Below are 13,615 nucleotides of genomic sequence, written 5' to 3' on the forward strand. Positions count from 1 at the left end.
CGCCCGATATCCATAGCTGGGATGGGAGCCTAACAGCCCCGTCCCGGTCCGGGCAGGTGTGCCCGGCTACATAAATCGAATCCGATATTACCCGGCACGCACGTCCGGGGTAGACCGAGACGCCCGCCCAGCCACGAAGAACTGAGCGGGCGCCACGGGTACGGCCTACAGCTCGGTGACGGAGCCACCCGCAGCGGCGATCTTCTCCTTGGCCGACGCGCTGAACGCGTGCGCCGACACCTGGAGGGACACCCCGCTCAGGTCACCGGTGCCGAGCACCTTGACCGGGTGGCCCTTGCGGACCGCGCCGGCCTCGACCAGCTCCTGCGGGCCGACCTGGCCGCCGTTCGGGAACAGCTCGGCAAGCCGGTCCAGGTTGACCACCTGGAAGACCACCTTGAACTTGTTCTTGAAGCCCTTCATCTTCGGCAGGCGCATGTGGATGGGCATCTGCCCGCCCTCGAACGCCGCCGAGATGTTCTTGCGGGCCTTCGAGCCCTTGGTACCGCGGCCGGCGGTCTTGCCCTTGGAGCCCTCACCGCGACCCACGCGGGTCTTCGCGGTCTTGGCACCGGGCGCCGGGCGCAGGTGGTGAACCTTGATCGTCATTACTCGACCTCCTCGACCTTCACGAGGTGGTTGACCGCGAAGATCATGCCGCGAATCTCCGGCCGGTCCTCCTTGACCACCACGTCGTTGATCCGCTTGAGACCGAGCGAACGCAGCGAGTCACGCTGGTTCTGCTTGGTCCCGATCTCGGACCGGACCTGGGTGACCTTCAGGCGAGCCATCAGGACGCCACCCCCGCCCGCGACGCGAGCATCGCGGCCGGCGCGACGTCCTCGACCGGCAGGCCACGACGGGCCGCGACGGCCTCCGGGGACTCCAGCCCCTTCAGCGCCGCCACCGTGGCGTGCACGATGTTGATCGGGTTGGACGAGCCGAGGCTCTTGGAGAGCACGTCGTGGATGCCCGCGCACTCCAGCACGGCACGCACCGGACCCCCGGCGATGACACCCGTACCGGCGGAGGCCGGCTTGAGCAGCACCACGCCGGCGGCGGCCTCACCCGTCACCGGGTGCGGGATCGAGGAAGCGATCCGCGGCACCTTGAAGAAGTGCTTCTTGGCCTCCTCGACGCCCTTGGCGATCGCCGCGGGCACCTCCTTGGCCTTTCCGTAGCCCACACCGACGGTGCCGTCGCCGTCGCCCACGATCACCAGGGCGGTGAAGCTGAAGCGACGACCACCCTTCACGACCTTGGCGACGCGGTTGATCGCGACGACCCGCTCGAGGTGCGGGGTCTTCTCGACGGGCGCGTTTCCGCGGCCGCCCTCACGGCGGTTGTCGCGGCGACCACCCTCGTTGCCACCGGACCCGCCGCCACGGCGCTGTTGACCTGGCATCAGCAGCCTTCCTTCTCTCTCGTGACGGGGTTTCTAGAACTCGAGCCCGGCTTCGCGGGCGGCGTCGGCAAGCGCGGCGACCCGCCCCGCGTACCGGTTGCCACCGCGGTCGAAGACGACCTTCGAGACGCCGGCGGCCTTGGCCCGCTCGGCGAGCAGGGCGCCGACCTTGCCGGCCAGGGCGCTCTTGTCGCCCTCGGTGCCGCGCAGCGACGCGTCCAGGGTCGAGGCCGACGCCAGGGTGTGACCCTTGGTGTCGTCCACCACCTGAGCGACGATGTGGCGCAGCGACCGGGTGACGACCAGGCGGGGACGCTCGGCGGTGCCGCTGACGTTCTTGCGGACCCGGAAGTGTCGACGCGCACGGCCGACGGCGCGCTTGGCGGCGACGCCGCGGCGACGCTTGAGCAGCGTGGCGCTCACTTCTTACCTGCCTTTCTCACGGCCTCGCGGCCGGCGGATGACCTCGCCCTGGTGCTGACGGCCGCGATCACTTCTTGCCCGCCTTACCGGCCTTGCGGCGGATGACCTCGCCCTGGTACTTGACGCCCTTGCCCTTGTAGGGCTCCGGCGGGCGGATCTTCCGGATGTTCGCGGCGACCTCACCGACGAGCTGCTTGTCGATGCCGGCCACGTGGAACACGGTCGGCTTCTCCACCGTGAAGGTGATGCCGTCCGGCGCGGGAACCAGCACCGGGTGCGAGAACCCGAGCGCGAACTCCAGGTCCTTGCCCTTGGCCGTGACCCGGTAACCGGTGCCGGCGATCTCCAGGCTCTTGCGGTGGCCCTCGGTCACGCCGACGATCATGTTGGCGACCAGGGTCCGGCTCAGGCCGTGCAGCTCCTTGGCCTTGCGCTCGTCGTTCGGCCGGTTCACCTGGAGCTGGCCGTCCTCGGCCCGCTCGGCGGTGATCGGCTCGGCGAGCGTCAGCGTGAGCTCGCCCTTCGGGCCCTTGACCTTGACGGTCTGGCCGTCGATCGTGATGTCGACGCCGGCGGGCACCGGGATCGACTTACGTCCAATACGCGACATTTCTACCTGTCTCCCGTTACCAGACGAAGGCGAGGACTTCCCCGCCAACGCTCCGCTTGCGGGCCTGCCGGTCGGTGAGCAGCCCCTGGGACGTCGAAATGATCGCCACGCCCAGCCCGCCGAGCACCCGCGGGAGCCCGTCCGACTTGGCGTACACCCGGAGACCGGGCTTGGACACGCGCTTGATGCCGGCCAGGCTCCGCTCGCGGTTCTGGCCGTACTTCAGCTCGACGACCAGTCGCTTGCCGACGGCGCCCTCCTCGGGCTCCTCGACCGACCAGGTGGCGATGTAGCCCTCGGTCTTCAGGACCTCGGCGATGTTCGCCTTGATCTTGGAGTAGGGCATCGTCACCCGGTCGTGGTACGCCTGGTTGGCGTTACGCAGACGCGTGAGCATGTCTGCGATCGGGTCGGTCATCGTCATGGATTTCGTCAGCCTTTCTCGCCGGGGTTCCCGGGGCGGTCAGCCCCGGGCCTACGGCGAAGAGCAATACGTAGTCGGTGCAAGGGGGCCCCGGCCGGTAGCCGGGGCGCGGTCGCCCTTACCAGGAAGCCTTGGACACGCCCGGCAGCTCACCGCGGTGGGCCATCTCCCGGATGCAGACCCGGCAGAGACCGAACTTGCGGTAGACCGCCTTGGGACGCCCGCACCGCTGGCAGCGGGTGTACGCGCGAACCGAGAACTTCGGCTTCGCGGCCGCCTTGAGGATCAGCGCCTTCTTGGCCATCTCAGTTCTCCTTGAACGGGAAGCCCAGGAGCTTGAGCAGCGCCCGGCCCTCGTCGTCGGTCGTGGCGGTCGTGACCACCGTGATGTCCATGCCCCGCTGGCGATCGATCTTGTCCTGGTCGATCTCGTGGAACACCGACTGCTCGGTCAGGCCGAACGTGTAGTTGCCATGCCCGTCGAGCTTGCGCCCGTCCAGACCGCGGAAGTCACGGATACGCGGCAGCGCGATGGAGAGCAGCCGGTCCAGGAACTCCCACATCCGGTCGCCGCGCAGGGTGACCTTCGCGCCGATCGGCATGCCCTCGCGGAGCTTGAACTGCGCGATGGACTTGGTCGCCCGCCGCACCTGCGGCTTCTGGCCGGTGATGGTGGCCAGGTCCCGGACGGCGCCGTCGATCAGCTTGGCGTCCCGGGCAGCCTCGCCGACACCCATGTTCACGACGATCTTGACCAGCCGCGGCACCTGCATGGGGTTGCCGTAGCTGTGCTGCTCCTGCAGCTTGGCCACGATCTCGTTGCGGTACCGCTCCTTGAGGCGCGGCATGGTCTTGGTTTCGGTAGCCGTGGTCATCACAGGTCCTTACCGGTGCTACGCGCGATGCGGACCTTCTGGCCGTTGTCGTCGATGCGGTATCCGACGCGGGTCGGGTTCCCGTCGGAGTCCACGACCATCACGTTGGAGACGTGGATCGGGGCTTCCTGGGTGACGATGCCGCCGGTCTTGGCGCCACGCTGGGTGGTGCTGATGCGGGTGTGCTTCTTGACCCGGTTCACGCCCTCGACCAGGACCTTGTCCTGCCTCGGGTAGGCCGCGATGACCTTGCCCTTGGCACCCTTGTCCTTGCCGGCGATGACGACGACCGTGTCGCCCTTCTTGACCTTCACGGTCACAACACCTCCGGCGCGAGGGAAATGATCTTCATGAACCGCTTGTCCCGCAGCTCCCGACCCACCGGGCCGAAGATACGGGTACCGCGCGGGTCCCCACCGTCCTTGATGATGACGGCGGCGTTCTCGTCGAAGCGGATGTACGAGCCGTCCGGCCGCCGCTTCTCCTTGGCCGTGCGGACGACGACGGCCTTGACGACGTCGCCCTTCTTCACACCGGCACCCGGGATCGCGTCCTTGACCGTGGCCACGATGACGTCGCCGATGCTCGCGTAGCGCCGACCGGAGCCACCGAGAACCCGGATGCACAGGATCTCCCGGGCACCCGTGTTGTCGGCGACGCGCAGTCGCGACTCCTGCTGAATCACGTCTATCTCCTATGTCTGCCGGTTCTCCGGCCGCCTGCCGCAGCCGGAGCCTGGCGGAACCTGCGCCCGACTGACGCCGGGCGAGCTCGAGCCTTCGCTACTTGGCCTTTTCCAGGATCTCCACGAGCCGCCACCGCTTGGTGGCGGACAGCGGCCGGGTCTCCATGATCAGGACCCGGTCGCCGATGCCGGCGGCGTTCTGCTCGTCGTGCACCTTCAGCTTGCTGGTCCGGCGCATGATCTTGCCGTACAGCGCGTGCTTGACCCGGTCCTCGACCTCGACGACGACGGTCTTGTCCATCTTGTCGCTGACGACGAGCCCCTCACGCACCTTCCGGCGGGCCCGCGCTTCGGCGGTGGTGGTCGCGTTCTCGCTCATGATGCAGTCACCTCAGTCGGCGCGGCCGAGAGACCCAGCTCGCGCTCACGCATGATCGTGTAGATCCGGGCGATCTCCCGACGGATGACCTGCAGCCGCCGGTTGTTGTCCAGCTGCCCGGTTGCGGCCTGCACGCGGAGGTTGAACAGCTCCGCCTTGGCCTCGCGCAGCTTCGTGACCAGCTCCTCCTCGGAGAGCTCACGCAGCTCGGAGGCCTTAACGCCCGCTGCCATCAGGATTCACCCACTTCGCGCGTAACAATGCGGCACTTCATCGGGAGCTTGTGGATCGCGCGACGCATCGCTTCTCGCGCGATCGGCTCGTTGGGGAAGGACATCTCGAACAGGATCCGCCCCGGCTTGACGTTGGCGACCCACCACTCGGGCGAGCCCTTGCCGGAACCCATCCGGGTCTCGGCCGGCTTCTTGGTCAGGGCCTGGTCCGGGAAGATCGAGATCCAGACCTTGCCGCCACGCTTGATGTGGCGGGTCATCGCGATACGCGCCGACTCGATCTGCCGGTTGGTCACGTACGCCGGCTCGAGAGCCTGGATCCCGAACTCGCCGAACACCACGCGGTTGCCACCCTTGGACGCACCGTGGCGGTCCGGGTGGTGCGGCTTGCGGAAGCCCTTCGGGGGCTTGCGCGGCATCAGCATCTGTCAGCCCTCCTGCTGCGTTTCTGCCGGAGTCGAAGCGGCCGACGCGACCGCACCAGCATCGATCGGCTCGCCACTCGGCGTCTCGGCCTGCTGCGCGATCGTGGTCGCGGCAGCCCGACCGGCCTCGGTGCCACCGGCGGTCGTGCCGGACGAGCCGGACCGACCACGGCGCGGCCGCTCGGGGCGGTCGCCGCGCTCACGGCGCGGGCGCGACGGAGCCTCGGCCGGGGTTTCCCGACCCGGCACCGCGTCGCCCTTGTAGATCCAGACCTTCACGCCGATTCGGCCGAAGGTGGTACGGGCCTCGAAGAAGCCGTACTCGATGTTGGCCCGCAGCGTGTGCAGCGGGACCCGACCCTCGCGGTAGAACTCGGTGCGGCTCATCTCGGCACCGCCGAGGCGACCCGAGACCTGAACCCGGATGCCCTTGCAGACCGGGTTCTTCATCGCCGACTGCATCGCCTTGCGCATCGCCCGACGGAAGCTGACCCGGCTGGAAAGCTGCTCGGCGACACCCTGGGCGACCAGCTGAGCATCCGACTCGGGGTTCTTCACCTCGATGATGTTCAGCTGAACCTGCTTGCCGGTGAGCTTCTCCAGCTCGCCGCGGATCCGGTCGGCCTCCGCGCCCTTGCGGCCGATGACGATGCCCGGCCGCGCGGTGTGGATGTCGACGCGGACCCGGTCCCGGGTGCGCTCGATGTCGACCTTGGAGATGCCGGCCCGCTCAAGACCCTTGGACATCATCCGGCGAATCTTGACGTCCTCGCCGATGTAGTCCTTGTAGAGCTTGTCCGCGAACCAGCGGGACTTCCAGTCGGTCGAGATGCCGAGCCGGAACCCAGTGGGGTGAACCTTCTGACCCATTACTCGGCGCCCTCCGTCTTGCTCTCCGTCTCGGCAGCCGCGGCCTGCTGCGCCGGGGCGGCCTTCTTCGCCGCCGGCTTCTTCGGCGCGGCCGGCGCGACCGCCTCGACCGCCACCGTGATGTGGCAGGTCCGCTTGCGGATCCGGTACGCCCGGCCCTGCGCCCGCGGCCGGAACCGCTTCATGGTCGGGCCCTCGTCGACGAACGCCTCGCTGACGAGCAGCGCATCGGGGTCCAGCCGCTCGTTGTTCTCCGCGTTGGCGATCGCGCTAGCGAGCACCTTGTACACCTGCTCGCTCGCAGCCTGCGGCGCGAACTGCAGCACCGTGAGCGCCTCCTTCGCGGGCAGGCCGCGGACGAGGTTGACCACCCGGCGCGCCTTCATCGGCGAGATGCGCACATGCCGCGCAACCGCCCGCGCGCCCGGAAGCACCGGAGCGTCGCCCTTTCCTGGCATCGCTGTAACCCCTTGTTCCTCTATCCGTATGCCCGCGGCGTCAGCGCCGGCGGCTCTTCCGGTCGTCCTTCTCGTGACCCTTGAACGTGCGGGTCAGCGCGAACTCGCCGAGCTTGTGCCCGACCATCGCCTCGGTGACGAACACCGGGACGTGCTTGCGTCCGTCGTGCACGGCGATCGTGTGGCCGAGCATCTCGGGGATGATCGTCGAGCGCCGCGACCAGGTCTTGATGACGTTCTTCGAACCCTTGTCGTTCTGCGTCTCCACCTTCTTGAGCAGGTGGTCGTCGACGAACGGGCCCTTCTTCAGGCTGCGAGGCATGTCTTATCTCCCTCAGCCGCGCTTACGCGTGGCGTAGCGGCGGCGGACGATCAGTCGGTCGCTCGGCTGGCCCTTACGACGGGTGCGGCCCTCGGGCTTACCCTGCGGGTTGACCGGGTGGCGACCACCGGAGGTCTTGCCCTCACCACCACCGTGCGGGTGGTCGACCGGGTTCATGGCGACGCCACGGACGGTCGGGCGCCTGCCCTTCCACCGCATCCGGCCGGCCTTGCCCCAGTTGATGTTCGACTGGTCGGCGTTGCCGATCTCGCCGATGCTGGCGCGGCAGCGCACGTCGACCCGCCGGATCTCGCCGGACGGCATGCGGAGGGTCGCGTACGCGCCCTCCCGGCCGAGCAGCTGGATGCCGACGCCGGCCGAGCGGGCCAGCTTGGCCCCGCCACCCGGACGCAGCTCCACGTTGTGGATCGTCGTACCGACCGGGATGTTGCGCAGCGGCAGGTTGTTGCCCGGCTTGATGTCGGCACCCGGACCGGACTCGACCGCGTCGCCCTGCTTCAGGTCCTTCGGCGCGAGGATGTAGCGCTTCTCGCCGTCGGCGTAGTGCAGCAGCGCGATGCGTGCGGTGCGGTTCGGGTCGTACTCGATGTGCGCGACCTTCGCCGGGATGCCGTCCTTGTCGACCCGCTTGAAGTCGATCAGACGGTACTGGCGCTTGTGGCCGCCACCGTGGTGCCGCGTGGTGATCCGGCCGTGGGCGTTACGCCCGCCCTTCTTCGGCAGCGGAGCCAGCAGCGACTTCTCGGGCGTCGACCGGGTGATCTCGGCGAAGTCGGCAACGCTCGAGCCACGCCGGCCCGGCGTCGTCGGCTTGTACTTACGGATAGCCATTGTCTACACCCCTCAGCTGACCGGGCCGCCGAAGGCCTCGATACGGTCACCGTCAGCCAGCTTCACGATCGCCCGCTTGGTGGCCTTGCGCTGACCGAAGCCGGTCTTGGTGCGCTTGCGCTTGCCCTCGCGGTTGAGCGTGTTGACCGTCAGGACGCGGACGTTGAAGATCTGCTGGATAGCGATCTTGATCTCGGTCTTGTTGGCGTCCGGGTGCACCAGGAAGGTGTACCAGTTCCGGTTCAGCTCGCTGTAGCTCTTCTCCGAGACGACCGGCGCGATAATGACGTCACGCGGATCGGCGATCGTGCTCACTTGTCACCCTCCTCGGTGGTCCCGGCCGGGACACCCAGGAACTCGTCCAGGGCGTCCTTGGTGAAGACCACGTCGTCGGCCACCAACACGTCGTACGTGTTGAGCTGGCCGGCCTCGATCAGGTGCACCCGCGGCTCGTTGCGCAGCGACACCCAGTTCAGCTCGTCGGAGCTGCTCAGCACGACCAGGACCCGGGGGGCCTCGGTCAGCTTGGCCAGCGTGGCCAGGGCGGCCTTCGTCGACGGCTTCTCGCCCGAGACGAACGCCTCGACGACGTGCACCTGGCCGGCGCGGGCCCGGTCGGAGAGGGCGCCACGCAGGGCGGCGGCCTTCATCTTCTTCGGGGTCCGCTGGCTGTAGTCGCGCGGCACCGGGCCGTGGACCACGCCACCGCCGGCGAACTGCGGCGCGCGGATCGAACCCTGACGGGCCCGGCCGGTGCCCTTCTGCTTGTACGGCTTCTTGCCGCCACCGGCGACCTCGCCGCGGGTCTTGGCCTTGTGCGTGCCCTGCCGGGCCGCCGCGAGCTGGGCCACCACGACCTGGTGCATCAGCGCGATGTTGGCCTGGACGTCGAAGATGCCGGCCGGCAGCTCGACGGAGCCGCTCTTGGCACCTTCGACGTTGAGGACGTCAACGGTGGTCACTTGGCCACACCGCCCTTCTTCACCTTGTCCTTGGCCTTGGCCGCGGTGCGGACCAGAACCAGCGCGCCCTTCGGGCCGGGAATGGCACCACGGACGAGCAGCAGGTTGTTCTCGGTGTCGATCGCCTGGACGGTCAGGTTCTGGACCGTGTAGCGCACGCCACCCATCCGGCCCGCCATCCGGGTGCCCTTGAAGACGCGGCCCGGGGTGGCGCAGGCGCCGATCGAACCCGGCGAGCGGTGCTTGCGCTCGACACCGTGGCTGGCGCGCAGACCGTGGAAGCCGTGCCGCTTCATCGGGCCGGCGTAGCCCTTGCCCTTGGTCTTGCCGGTGACGTCGATGGTGACGCCGGCCGGGAACTGCTCGACCGTGACCTCCTGGCCCAGCGAGTAGTCCGCGGCGTCCGTGGTGCGCAGCTCGACGATGTGCCGGCGCGGTGCCACGTCCGCCTTCGCGTAGTGCCCGCTGACCGGCTTCTTGACCTTGCGCGGGTCGATGGTGCCGTACGCGAGCTGGACTGCGGAGTAACCGTCCTTCTCGGCGCTACGAACCTGGCTGACGACGCACGGGCCGGCCTGAACCACGGTCACGGGTACAACCTTGTTGTTGTCCCAGACCTGGGTCATGCCGAGCTTGGCGCCCAGGATCCCCTTGACTTGCCTGTCCATTTGTCCGGTCCCTACAGCTTGATCTCGATGTCGACGCCAGCCGGCAGGTCGAGGCGCATGAGCGAGTCGACCGTCTTCGGAGTCGGGTCGATGATGTCGATCAGCCGCTTGTGCGTACGCATCTCGAAGTGCTCGCGCGAGTCCTTGTACTTGTGCGGCGAGCGGATAACGCAGAAACGGTTGATCTCCGTGGGCAGCGGCACCGGGCCAGCGACCTGCGCCCCGGTACGCGTCACCGTCTCGACGATCTTCCGAGCCGAGGAGTCGACGACCTCGTGGTCATAGGCCTTGAGCCGGATGCGGATCTTCTGTCCCGCCATGGTGGCTTCTGTTCCTTCTCTCGATGCCGCTGTGTTGCGGGCGCCTGCACCGGCTGGTGCAGGCCCACTTCCGCCGACCCCCGCGGTCGGGCGTGTCGCGCCCTCGGGCCAGGCTCCGCCCCGGGACCCCGGAGCTCTGCTGACCATGCGGTGGGTCAATGGCGCCGATCGCGTGACCGCGACCCGAACGCCGTGCGAGGGTGGTTGGCCGCCAGGGGCAGACCAACCACCCTACGCGCGACTGTTCAACGACCCGGAGGTCCAGCGGATGCCGGACGCAGGCGAAGAACTGCCGTTACGCAACCTGACTAGTATGCCGCACGACCGGCGGCCACGCTAATCGGGGTTACCCAGCTCACTTGACGATCTTGGTGACGCGACCCGCGCCGACCGTACGGCCACCCTCCCGAATCGCGAACTTGAGGTTTTCCTCCATCGCGATGGGCTGGATCAGCTTCACGGTCATCGTGGTGTTGTCGCCCGGCATGACCATCTCGGTGCCCTCGGGCAGCGTGACGACGCCGGTGACGTCCGTGGTCCGGAAGTAGAACTGCGGACGGTAGTTCAAAAAAGAAAAAGGGTGTGCCGGCCGCCCTCCTCCTTGGAGAGGATGTAGACCGTAGCCTCGAACTCCGTGTGCGGGGTCGTGGTGCCCGGCTTGACGACCACCATGCCGCGCTCGACGTCCTCGCGCTTGATGCCGCGCAGCAGCAGACCGACGTTCTCACCCGCGCGGGCCTCGTCGAGCAGCTTGCGGAACATCTCGATGCCGGTGCAGACCGTCTTCTGCGACTTCTCGCGGATACCGACGATCTCCACCTCCTCGTTCGGCTTGAGGATGCCGCGCTCCGCGCGACCGGTGACGACGGTGCCACGACCGGTGATCGTGAAGACGTCCTCGATCGGCATCAGGAACGGCTTCTCGGTCTCGCGCTCCGGCTGCGGGATCGCGGTGTCGACAGCGTTCATCAGGTCCAGGAGCCGGCCGGTCCACTCGGGGTCACCCTCGAGGGCCTTCAGCGCCGAGACCCGGACGACCGGAAGGTCGTCACCCGGGTACTCCTGCGAGGAGAGCAGCTCGCGCACCTCGAGCTCGACGAGCTCCAGGAGCTCCTCGTCGTCGACCATGTCGCTCTTGTTGAGCGCCACGACGATGTACGGCACACCGACCTGACGGGCCAGCAGCACGTGCTCGCGGGTCTGCGGCATCGGGCCGTCGGTCGCCGCCACCACCAGGATCGCGCCGTCCATCTGCGCGGCACCGGTGATCATGTTCTTGATGTAGTCGGCGTGCCCGGGGCAGTCGACGTGCGCGTAGTGCCGCGCCTCGGTCTGGTACTCGACGTGCGCGATGGAGATCGTGATGCCGCGGGCCTTCTCCTCCGGCGCCTTGTCGATCTCGTCGAACGGCGTGTACGGGTTCAGGTCCGGAAACTGGTCGTGCAGGACCTTGGTGATGGCCGCCGTCAGCGTCGTCTTACCGTGGTCGATGTGACCAATGGTGCCGATGTTGACGTGCGGCTTAGTCCGCTCGAACTTCGCCTTCGCCACTGGTGTCCTCCTGTGGACTTCTTGGTTCGTTCGCCCCGGCGCGCCAGGTAGGCGCTTAGGACTCTGTCGACAGCCTTTCCGGCCTTGCGACCGGAGAGCTTTTGTGGGTTCTGCGGCGATGAAGCCTACAGACCCGGTCTCACACAACCCGACCGAGGTGGCCGCGGGCGGGAGTTCCCTCCCGCGACCCGCCCCGGTTCATCGGATCAGCTCAGGCGAGCGTCACTCACCAGTCGCCTTGGCGATGATCTCCTTGGCCACCGAGGCCGGAATCTCGGCATAGGAGTCGAACTGCATGCTGTAGCTAGCCCGGCCCTGGGTCTTCGACCGCAGGTCGCCGACGTAGCCGAACATCTCCGACAACGGCACCAGCGCCCTCACGATGCGGGTGCCGCTGCGCTCCTCCATCGCCTGGATGATGCCACGGCGGGAGTTGAGGTCGCCGATGACGTCACCCATGTTCTCCTCGGGAGTGGTGACCTCAACGGACATCACCGGTTCGAGCAGCGCCGGGTCGGCCTTGCGGGCCGCCTCCTTCAGCGCCATCGAGCCAGCGATCTTGAACGCCATCTCGGACGAGTCGACCTCGTGGTACTGACCGTCCACCAGCGTCAGCTTGACACCCACCAGCGGGAAGCCCGCGAGGATGCCGTACTGCATGGCGTCCTGGGCGCCGGCGTCCACCGACGGGATGAACTCCCGAGGGATGCGGCCACCGGTGACGGCGTTCGCGAACTCGTAGGTCGGCGAGTCGTTGTCCAGCGGCAGCGGCTCCAGGCTGATGATGACCCGGGCGTACTGGCCGGAACCACCGGTCTGCTTCTTGTGGGTGAACTCGACCTTCTCCACCTTACGGCGGATGGTCTCGCGGTACGCCACCTGCGGCTTGCCGATGTTCGCCTCGACGTTGAACTCGCGGCGCATCCGGTCGACCAGAATGTCCAGGTGCAGCTCGCCCATGCCGGAGATGACCGTCTGGCCGGTCTCGTCGTCCAGCTTGACGCGGAAGGTCGGGTCCTCCTCGGCCAGCCGCTGGATGGCGGTGCTGAGCTTCTCCTGGTCGGCCTTGGTCTTCGGCTCGATGGCGACCTCGATGACCGGCTCCGGGAAGGTCATCGACTCCAGGATGACCGGGTTCGCCGGGTCACACAGGGTGTCACCGGTGGTGGTCTGCTTGAGACCCTGCACCGCGATGATGTCGCCAGCCTGGGCCGAGCCGCGCTCTTCCCGCTTGTTGGCGTGCATCTGGTAGATCTTGCCGATCCGCTCCTTGCGGTCCTTGGTGGAGTTGACCACCTGGGACCCGGACTCGACCACGCCGGAGTAGACCCGGACGTAGGTGAGCTTACCGAGGTGCTTGTCGGTCTGGATCTTGAAGGCGAGACCGGAGAACGGCTCCGCCTTCGACGGCTTCCGCTGCAGCGGCGTCTCACCGTCGGTCGCGGTGCCCTCGATGGCCGGGATGTCCAGCGGCGACGGCAGGAAGTCGACCACGGCGTCGAGCATGGGCTGGACGCCCTTGTTCTTGAACGCCGAGCCGCAGAGCACCGGGTTGGCCTTGCTGGCGATCGTGGCCCGCCGGATGGCGGCCTTGATCTCCTCGACGGAGATCTCCTCGCCCTCCAGGTACTTCTCCATGATCGCGTCGTCGACGTCGGCCAGGGTCTCCATCAGCTTCTCGCGCCACTCGGCGGCGTCGTCGGCGAGGTCGGCCGGGATCTCCTCGATCGCGTAGTCCTCACCCTTCTGGGTCTCCCCGCGCCAGGTGAGGGCACGCATGCCGATCAGATCGACGACACCGATGTGGTCGCCCTCGAGCCCGATCGGGATCTGGAGCACCAGCGGGGTGGCGTTGAGCCGGTCGATCATCATCTGGACGCAGCGGAAGAAGTCCGCGCCGGTCCGGTCGAGCTTGTTGACGAAGCACATCCGCGGGACGTCGTACTTGTCGGCCTGACGCCAGACGTTCTCCGTCTGCGGCTCCACGCCGGCCACGCCGTCGTAGACCGCGACCGCACCGTCCAGCACCCGCAGCGACCGCTCGACCTCGACCGTGAAGTCGACGTGACCGGGCGTGTCGATGATCTGGATCGTGTGGCCCTTCCACTCACACTTGGTAGCAGCGGAGGTGATGGTGATACCACGCTCCTGCT

Annotated in this window: 22 protein-coding genes and 1 pseudogene; all 23 read right to left on the reverse strand. The window is 67.8% G+C overall.

The features are described 5' to 3' along the window. Positions 1-165: 165 nt before the first annotated feature. The gene (gene rplO, locus MCAG_RS10890) at positions 166-609 is read right to left on the reverse strand and encodes a 50S ribosomal protein L15 (protein ID WP_007073017.1); all 444 of its coding nucleotides are present in this window, start codon (positions 607-609) and stop codon (positions 166-168) included. Continuing rightward, positions 609-791, reverse strand: coding sequence for a 50S ribosomal protein L30 (gene rpmD, locus MCAG_RS10895; RefSeq protein ID WP_007073018.1), 183 nt, complete (start codon positions 789-791; stop codon positions 609-611). The genes rplO and rpmD overlap by 1 nt, the downstream gene beginning before the upstream one ends. Beyond that, a complete protein-coding gene (rpsE, locus tag MCAG_RS10900; RefSeq protein ID WP_007073019.1) occupies positions 791-1,405 on the reverse strand; it encodes a 30S ribosomal protein S5 in 615 nt (204 codons plus the stop codon). Before rpsE ends, rpmD begins: the two co-directional genes overlap by 1 nt. A 33-nt stretch (positions 1,406-1,438) precedes the next feature. Further along, positions 1,439-1,816 carry a 50S ribosomal protein L18 gene (gene rplR, locus MCAG_RS10905; protein WP_369751361.1) on the reverse strand — a complete coding sequence of 126 codons (378 nt, stop codon included), beginning with the start codon at positions 1,814-1,816 and terminating at the stop codon, positions 1,439-1,441. Between the two features lie 79 nt (positions 1,817-1,895). Further along, entirely contained in the window at positions 1,896-2,438 is a 543-nt protein-coding gene (gene rplF, locus MCAG_RS10910) for a 50S ribosomal protein L6 (protein WP_007073021.1), read from the reverse strand. A 16-nt stretch (positions 2,439-2,454) separates the two neighbouring features. Then, complete coding sequence (gene rpsH, locus MCAG_RS10915; RefSeq protein WP_007073022.1) at positions 2,455-2,862, reverse strand: 30S ribosomal protein S8; 408 nt, start codon at positions 2,860-2,862, stop codon at positions 2,455-2,457. A 118-nt stretch (positions 2,863-2,980) separates the two neighbouring features. After that, positions 2,981-3,166 (reverse strand): type Z 30S ribosomal protein S14, encoded by a 186-nt coding sequence (locus tag MCAG_RS10920; protein ID WP_007073023.1) that lies wholly within the window; start codon positions 3,164-3,166, stop codon positions 2,981-2,983. 1 nt (position 3,167) lies between these two features. Further along, on the reverse strand, positions 3,168-3,737 hold the full coding sequence (rplE, locus tag MCAG_RS10925; protein ID WP_007073024.1) for a 50S ribosomal protein L5: 570 nt from the start codon (positions 3,735-3,737) through the stop codon (positions 3,168-3,170). Next, positions 3,737-4,057, reverse strand: coding sequence for a 50S ribosomal protein L24 (rplX, locus tag MCAG_RS10930; RefSeq protein WP_007073025.1), 321 nt, complete (start codon positions 4,055-4,057; stop codon positions 3,737-3,739). The genes rplE and rplX overlap by 1 nt, the downstream gene beginning before the upstream one ends. Then, positions 4,054-4,422, reverse strand: a complete 369-nt coding sequence (gene rplN / locus MCAG_RS10935) for a 50S ribosomal protein L14 (RefSeq protein ID WP_007073026.1) — start codon at positions 4,420-4,422, stop codon at positions 4,054-4,056. Before rplN ends, rplX begins: the two co-directional genes overlap by 4 nt. Before the next feature lie 97 nt (positions 4,423-4,519). Next, a complete protein-coding gene (gene rpsQ, locus MCAG_RS10940) occupies positions 4,520-4,801 on the reverse strand; it encodes a 30S ribosomal protein S17 (RefSeq protein WP_007073027.1) in 282 nt (93 codons plus the stop codon). After that, positions 4,798-5,034, reverse strand: a complete 237-nt coding sequence (gene rpmC, locus MCAG_RS10945) for a 50S ribosomal protein L29 (protein WP_007073028.1) — start codon at positions 5,032-5,034, stop codon at positions 4,798-4,800. Before rpmC ends, rpsQ begins: the two co-directional genes overlap by 4 nt. Next, complete coding sequence (gene rplP / locus MCAG_RS10950) at positions 5,034-5,459, reverse strand: 50S ribosomal protein L16 (protein WP_007073029.1); 426 nt, start codon at positions 5,457-5,459, stop codon at positions 5,034-5,036. Before rplP ends, rpmC begins: the two co-directional genes overlap by 1 nt. Before the next feature lie 3 nt (positions 5,460-5,462). After that, a complete protein-coding gene (rpsC, locus tag MCAG_RS10955) occupies positions 5,463-6,329 on the reverse strand; it encodes a 30S ribosomal protein S3 (protein ID WP_007073030.1) in 867 nt (288 codons plus the stop codon). Next, entirely contained in the window at positions 6,329-6,787 is a 459-nt protein-coding gene (gene rplV / locus MCAG_RS10960; protein WP_007073031.1) for a 50S ribosomal protein L22, read from the reverse strand. Before rplV ends, rpsC begins: the two co-directional genes overlap by 1 nt. A gap of 40 nt (positions 6,788-6,827) precedes the next feature. Continuing rightward, complete coding sequence (rpsS, locus tag MCAG_RS10965) at positions 6,828-7,109, reverse strand: 30S ribosomal protein S19 (RefSeq protein ID WP_007073032.1); 282 nt, start codon at positions 7,107-7,109, stop codon at positions 6,828-6,830. 12 nt (positions 7,110-7,121) lie between these two features. Then, complete coding sequence (gene rplB / locus MCAG_RS10970) at positions 7,122-7,961, reverse strand: 50S ribosomal protein L2 (RefSeq protein ID WP_007073033.1); 840 nt, start codon at positions 7,959-7,961, stop codon at positions 7,122-7,124. 12 nt (positions 7,962-7,973) lie between these two features. Continuing rightward, complete coding sequence (gene rplW / locus MCAG_RS10975) at positions 7,974-8,276, reverse strand: 50S ribosomal protein L23 (RefSeq protein WP_007073034.1); 303 nt, start codon at positions 8,274-8,276, stop codon at positions 7,974-7,976. Continuing rightward, positions 8,273-8,923: a 50S ribosomal protein L4 gene (rplD, locus tag MCAG_RS10980; RefSeq protein ID WP_007073035.1), complete on the reverse strand. Its 651-nt coding sequence runs from the start codon at positions 8,921-8,923 to the stop codon at positions 8,273-8,275. The genes rplW and rplD overlap by 4 nt, the downstream gene beginning before the upstream one ends. Further along, positions 8,920-9,591, reverse strand: coding sequence for a 50S ribosomal protein L3 (gene rplC / locus MCAG_RS10985; protein ID WP_007073036.1), 672 nt, complete (start codon positions 9,589-9,591; stop codon positions 8,920-8,922). The genes rplD and rplC overlap by 4 nt, the downstream gene beginning before the upstream one ends. An 11-nt stretch (positions 9,592-9,602) precedes the next feature. Further along, positions 9,603-9,911, reverse strand: a complete 309-nt coding sequence (rpsJ, locus tag MCAG_RS10990; protein WP_007073037.1) for a 30S ribosomal protein S10 — start codon at positions 9,909-9,911, stop codon at positions 9,603-9,605. Between the two features lie 355 nt (positions 9,912-10,266). Further along, a pseudogene (gene tuf / locus MCAG_RS10995) lies at positions 10,267-11,462 on the reverse strand (elongation factor Tu). Between the two features lie 222 nt (positions 11,463-11,684). Next, the coding region (fusA, locus tag MCAG_RS11000; RefSeq protein WP_007073040.1) for an elongation factor G at positions 11,685-13,615 on the reverse strand (1,931 nt) is incomplete at its 5' end.

Source organism: Micromonospora sp. ATCC 39149 (assembly GCF_000158815.1).
In the GTDB taxonomy this organism is placed as follows: Bacteria; Actinomycetota; Actinomycetes; order Mycobacteriales; family Micromonosporaceae; genus Micromonospora.

Bases quoted from the DNA above. Each gene is read 5' to 3' on its own strand.
- rplC (WP_007073036.1), bottom strand. From the start codon at position 9,591: ATGGACAGGCAAGTCAAGGGGATCCTGGGCGCCAAGCTCGGCATGACC.
- rpsE (WP_007073019.1), bottom strand. From the start codon at position 1,405: ATGCCAGGTCAACAGCGCCGTGGCGGCGGGTCCGGTGGCAACGAGGGT.
- rpsJ (WP_007073037.1), bottom strand. From the start codon at position 9,911: ATGGCGGGACAGAAGATCCGCATCCGGCTCAAGGCCTATGACCACGAG.
- rplF (WP_007073021.1), bottom strand. From the start codon at position 2,438: ATGTCGCGTATTGGACGTAAGTCGATCCCGGTGCCCGCCGGCGTCGAC.
- rpmC (WP_007073028.1), bottom strand. From the start codon at position 5,034: ATGGCAGCGGGCGTTAAGGCCTCCGAGCTGCGTGAGCTCTCCGAGGAG.
- rplP (WP_007073029.1), bottom strand. From the start codon at position 5,459: ATGCTGATGCCGCGCAAGCCCCCGAAGGGCTTCCGCAAGCCGCACCAC.
- rplV (WP_007073031.1), bottom strand. From the start codon at position 6,787: ATGCCAGGAAAGGGCGACGCTCCGGTGCTTCCGGGCGCGCGGGCGGTT.
- MCAG_RS10920 (WP_007073023.1), bottom strand. From the start codon at position 3,166: ATGGCCAAGAAGGCGCTGATCCTCAAGGCGGCCGCGAAGCCGAAGTTC.
- rpsS (WP_007073032.1), bottom strand. From the start codon at position 7,109: ATGCCTCGCAGCCTGAAGAAGGGCCCGTTCGTCGACGACCACCTGCTC.
- rplO (WP_007073017.1), bottom strand. From the start codon at position 609: ATGACGATCAAGGTTCACCACCTGCGCCCGGCGCCCGGTGCCAAGACC.
- rpmD (WP_007073018.1), bottom strand. From the start codon at position 791: ATGGCTCGCCTGAAGGTCACCCAGGTCCGGTCCGAGATCGGGACCAAG.
- rpsH (WP_007073022.1), bottom strand. From the start codon at position 2,862: ATGACGATGACCGACCCGATCGCAGACATGCTCACGCGTCTGCGTAAC.
- rpsQ (WP_007073027.1), bottom strand. From the start codon at position 4,801: ATGAGCGAGAACGCGACCACCACCGCCGAAGCGCGGGCCCGCCGGAAG.
- rpsC (WP_007073030.1), bottom strand. From the start codon at position 6,329: ATGGGTCAGAAGGTTCACCCCACTGGGTTCCGGCTCGGCATCTCGACC.
- rplB (WP_007073033.1), bottom strand. From the start codon at position 7,961: ATGGCTATCCGTAAGTACAAGCCGACGACGCCGGGCCGGCGTGGCTCG.
- rplE (WP_007073024.1), bottom strand. From the start codon at position 3,737: ATGACCACGGCTACCGAAACCAAGACCATGCCGCGCCTCAAGGAGCGG.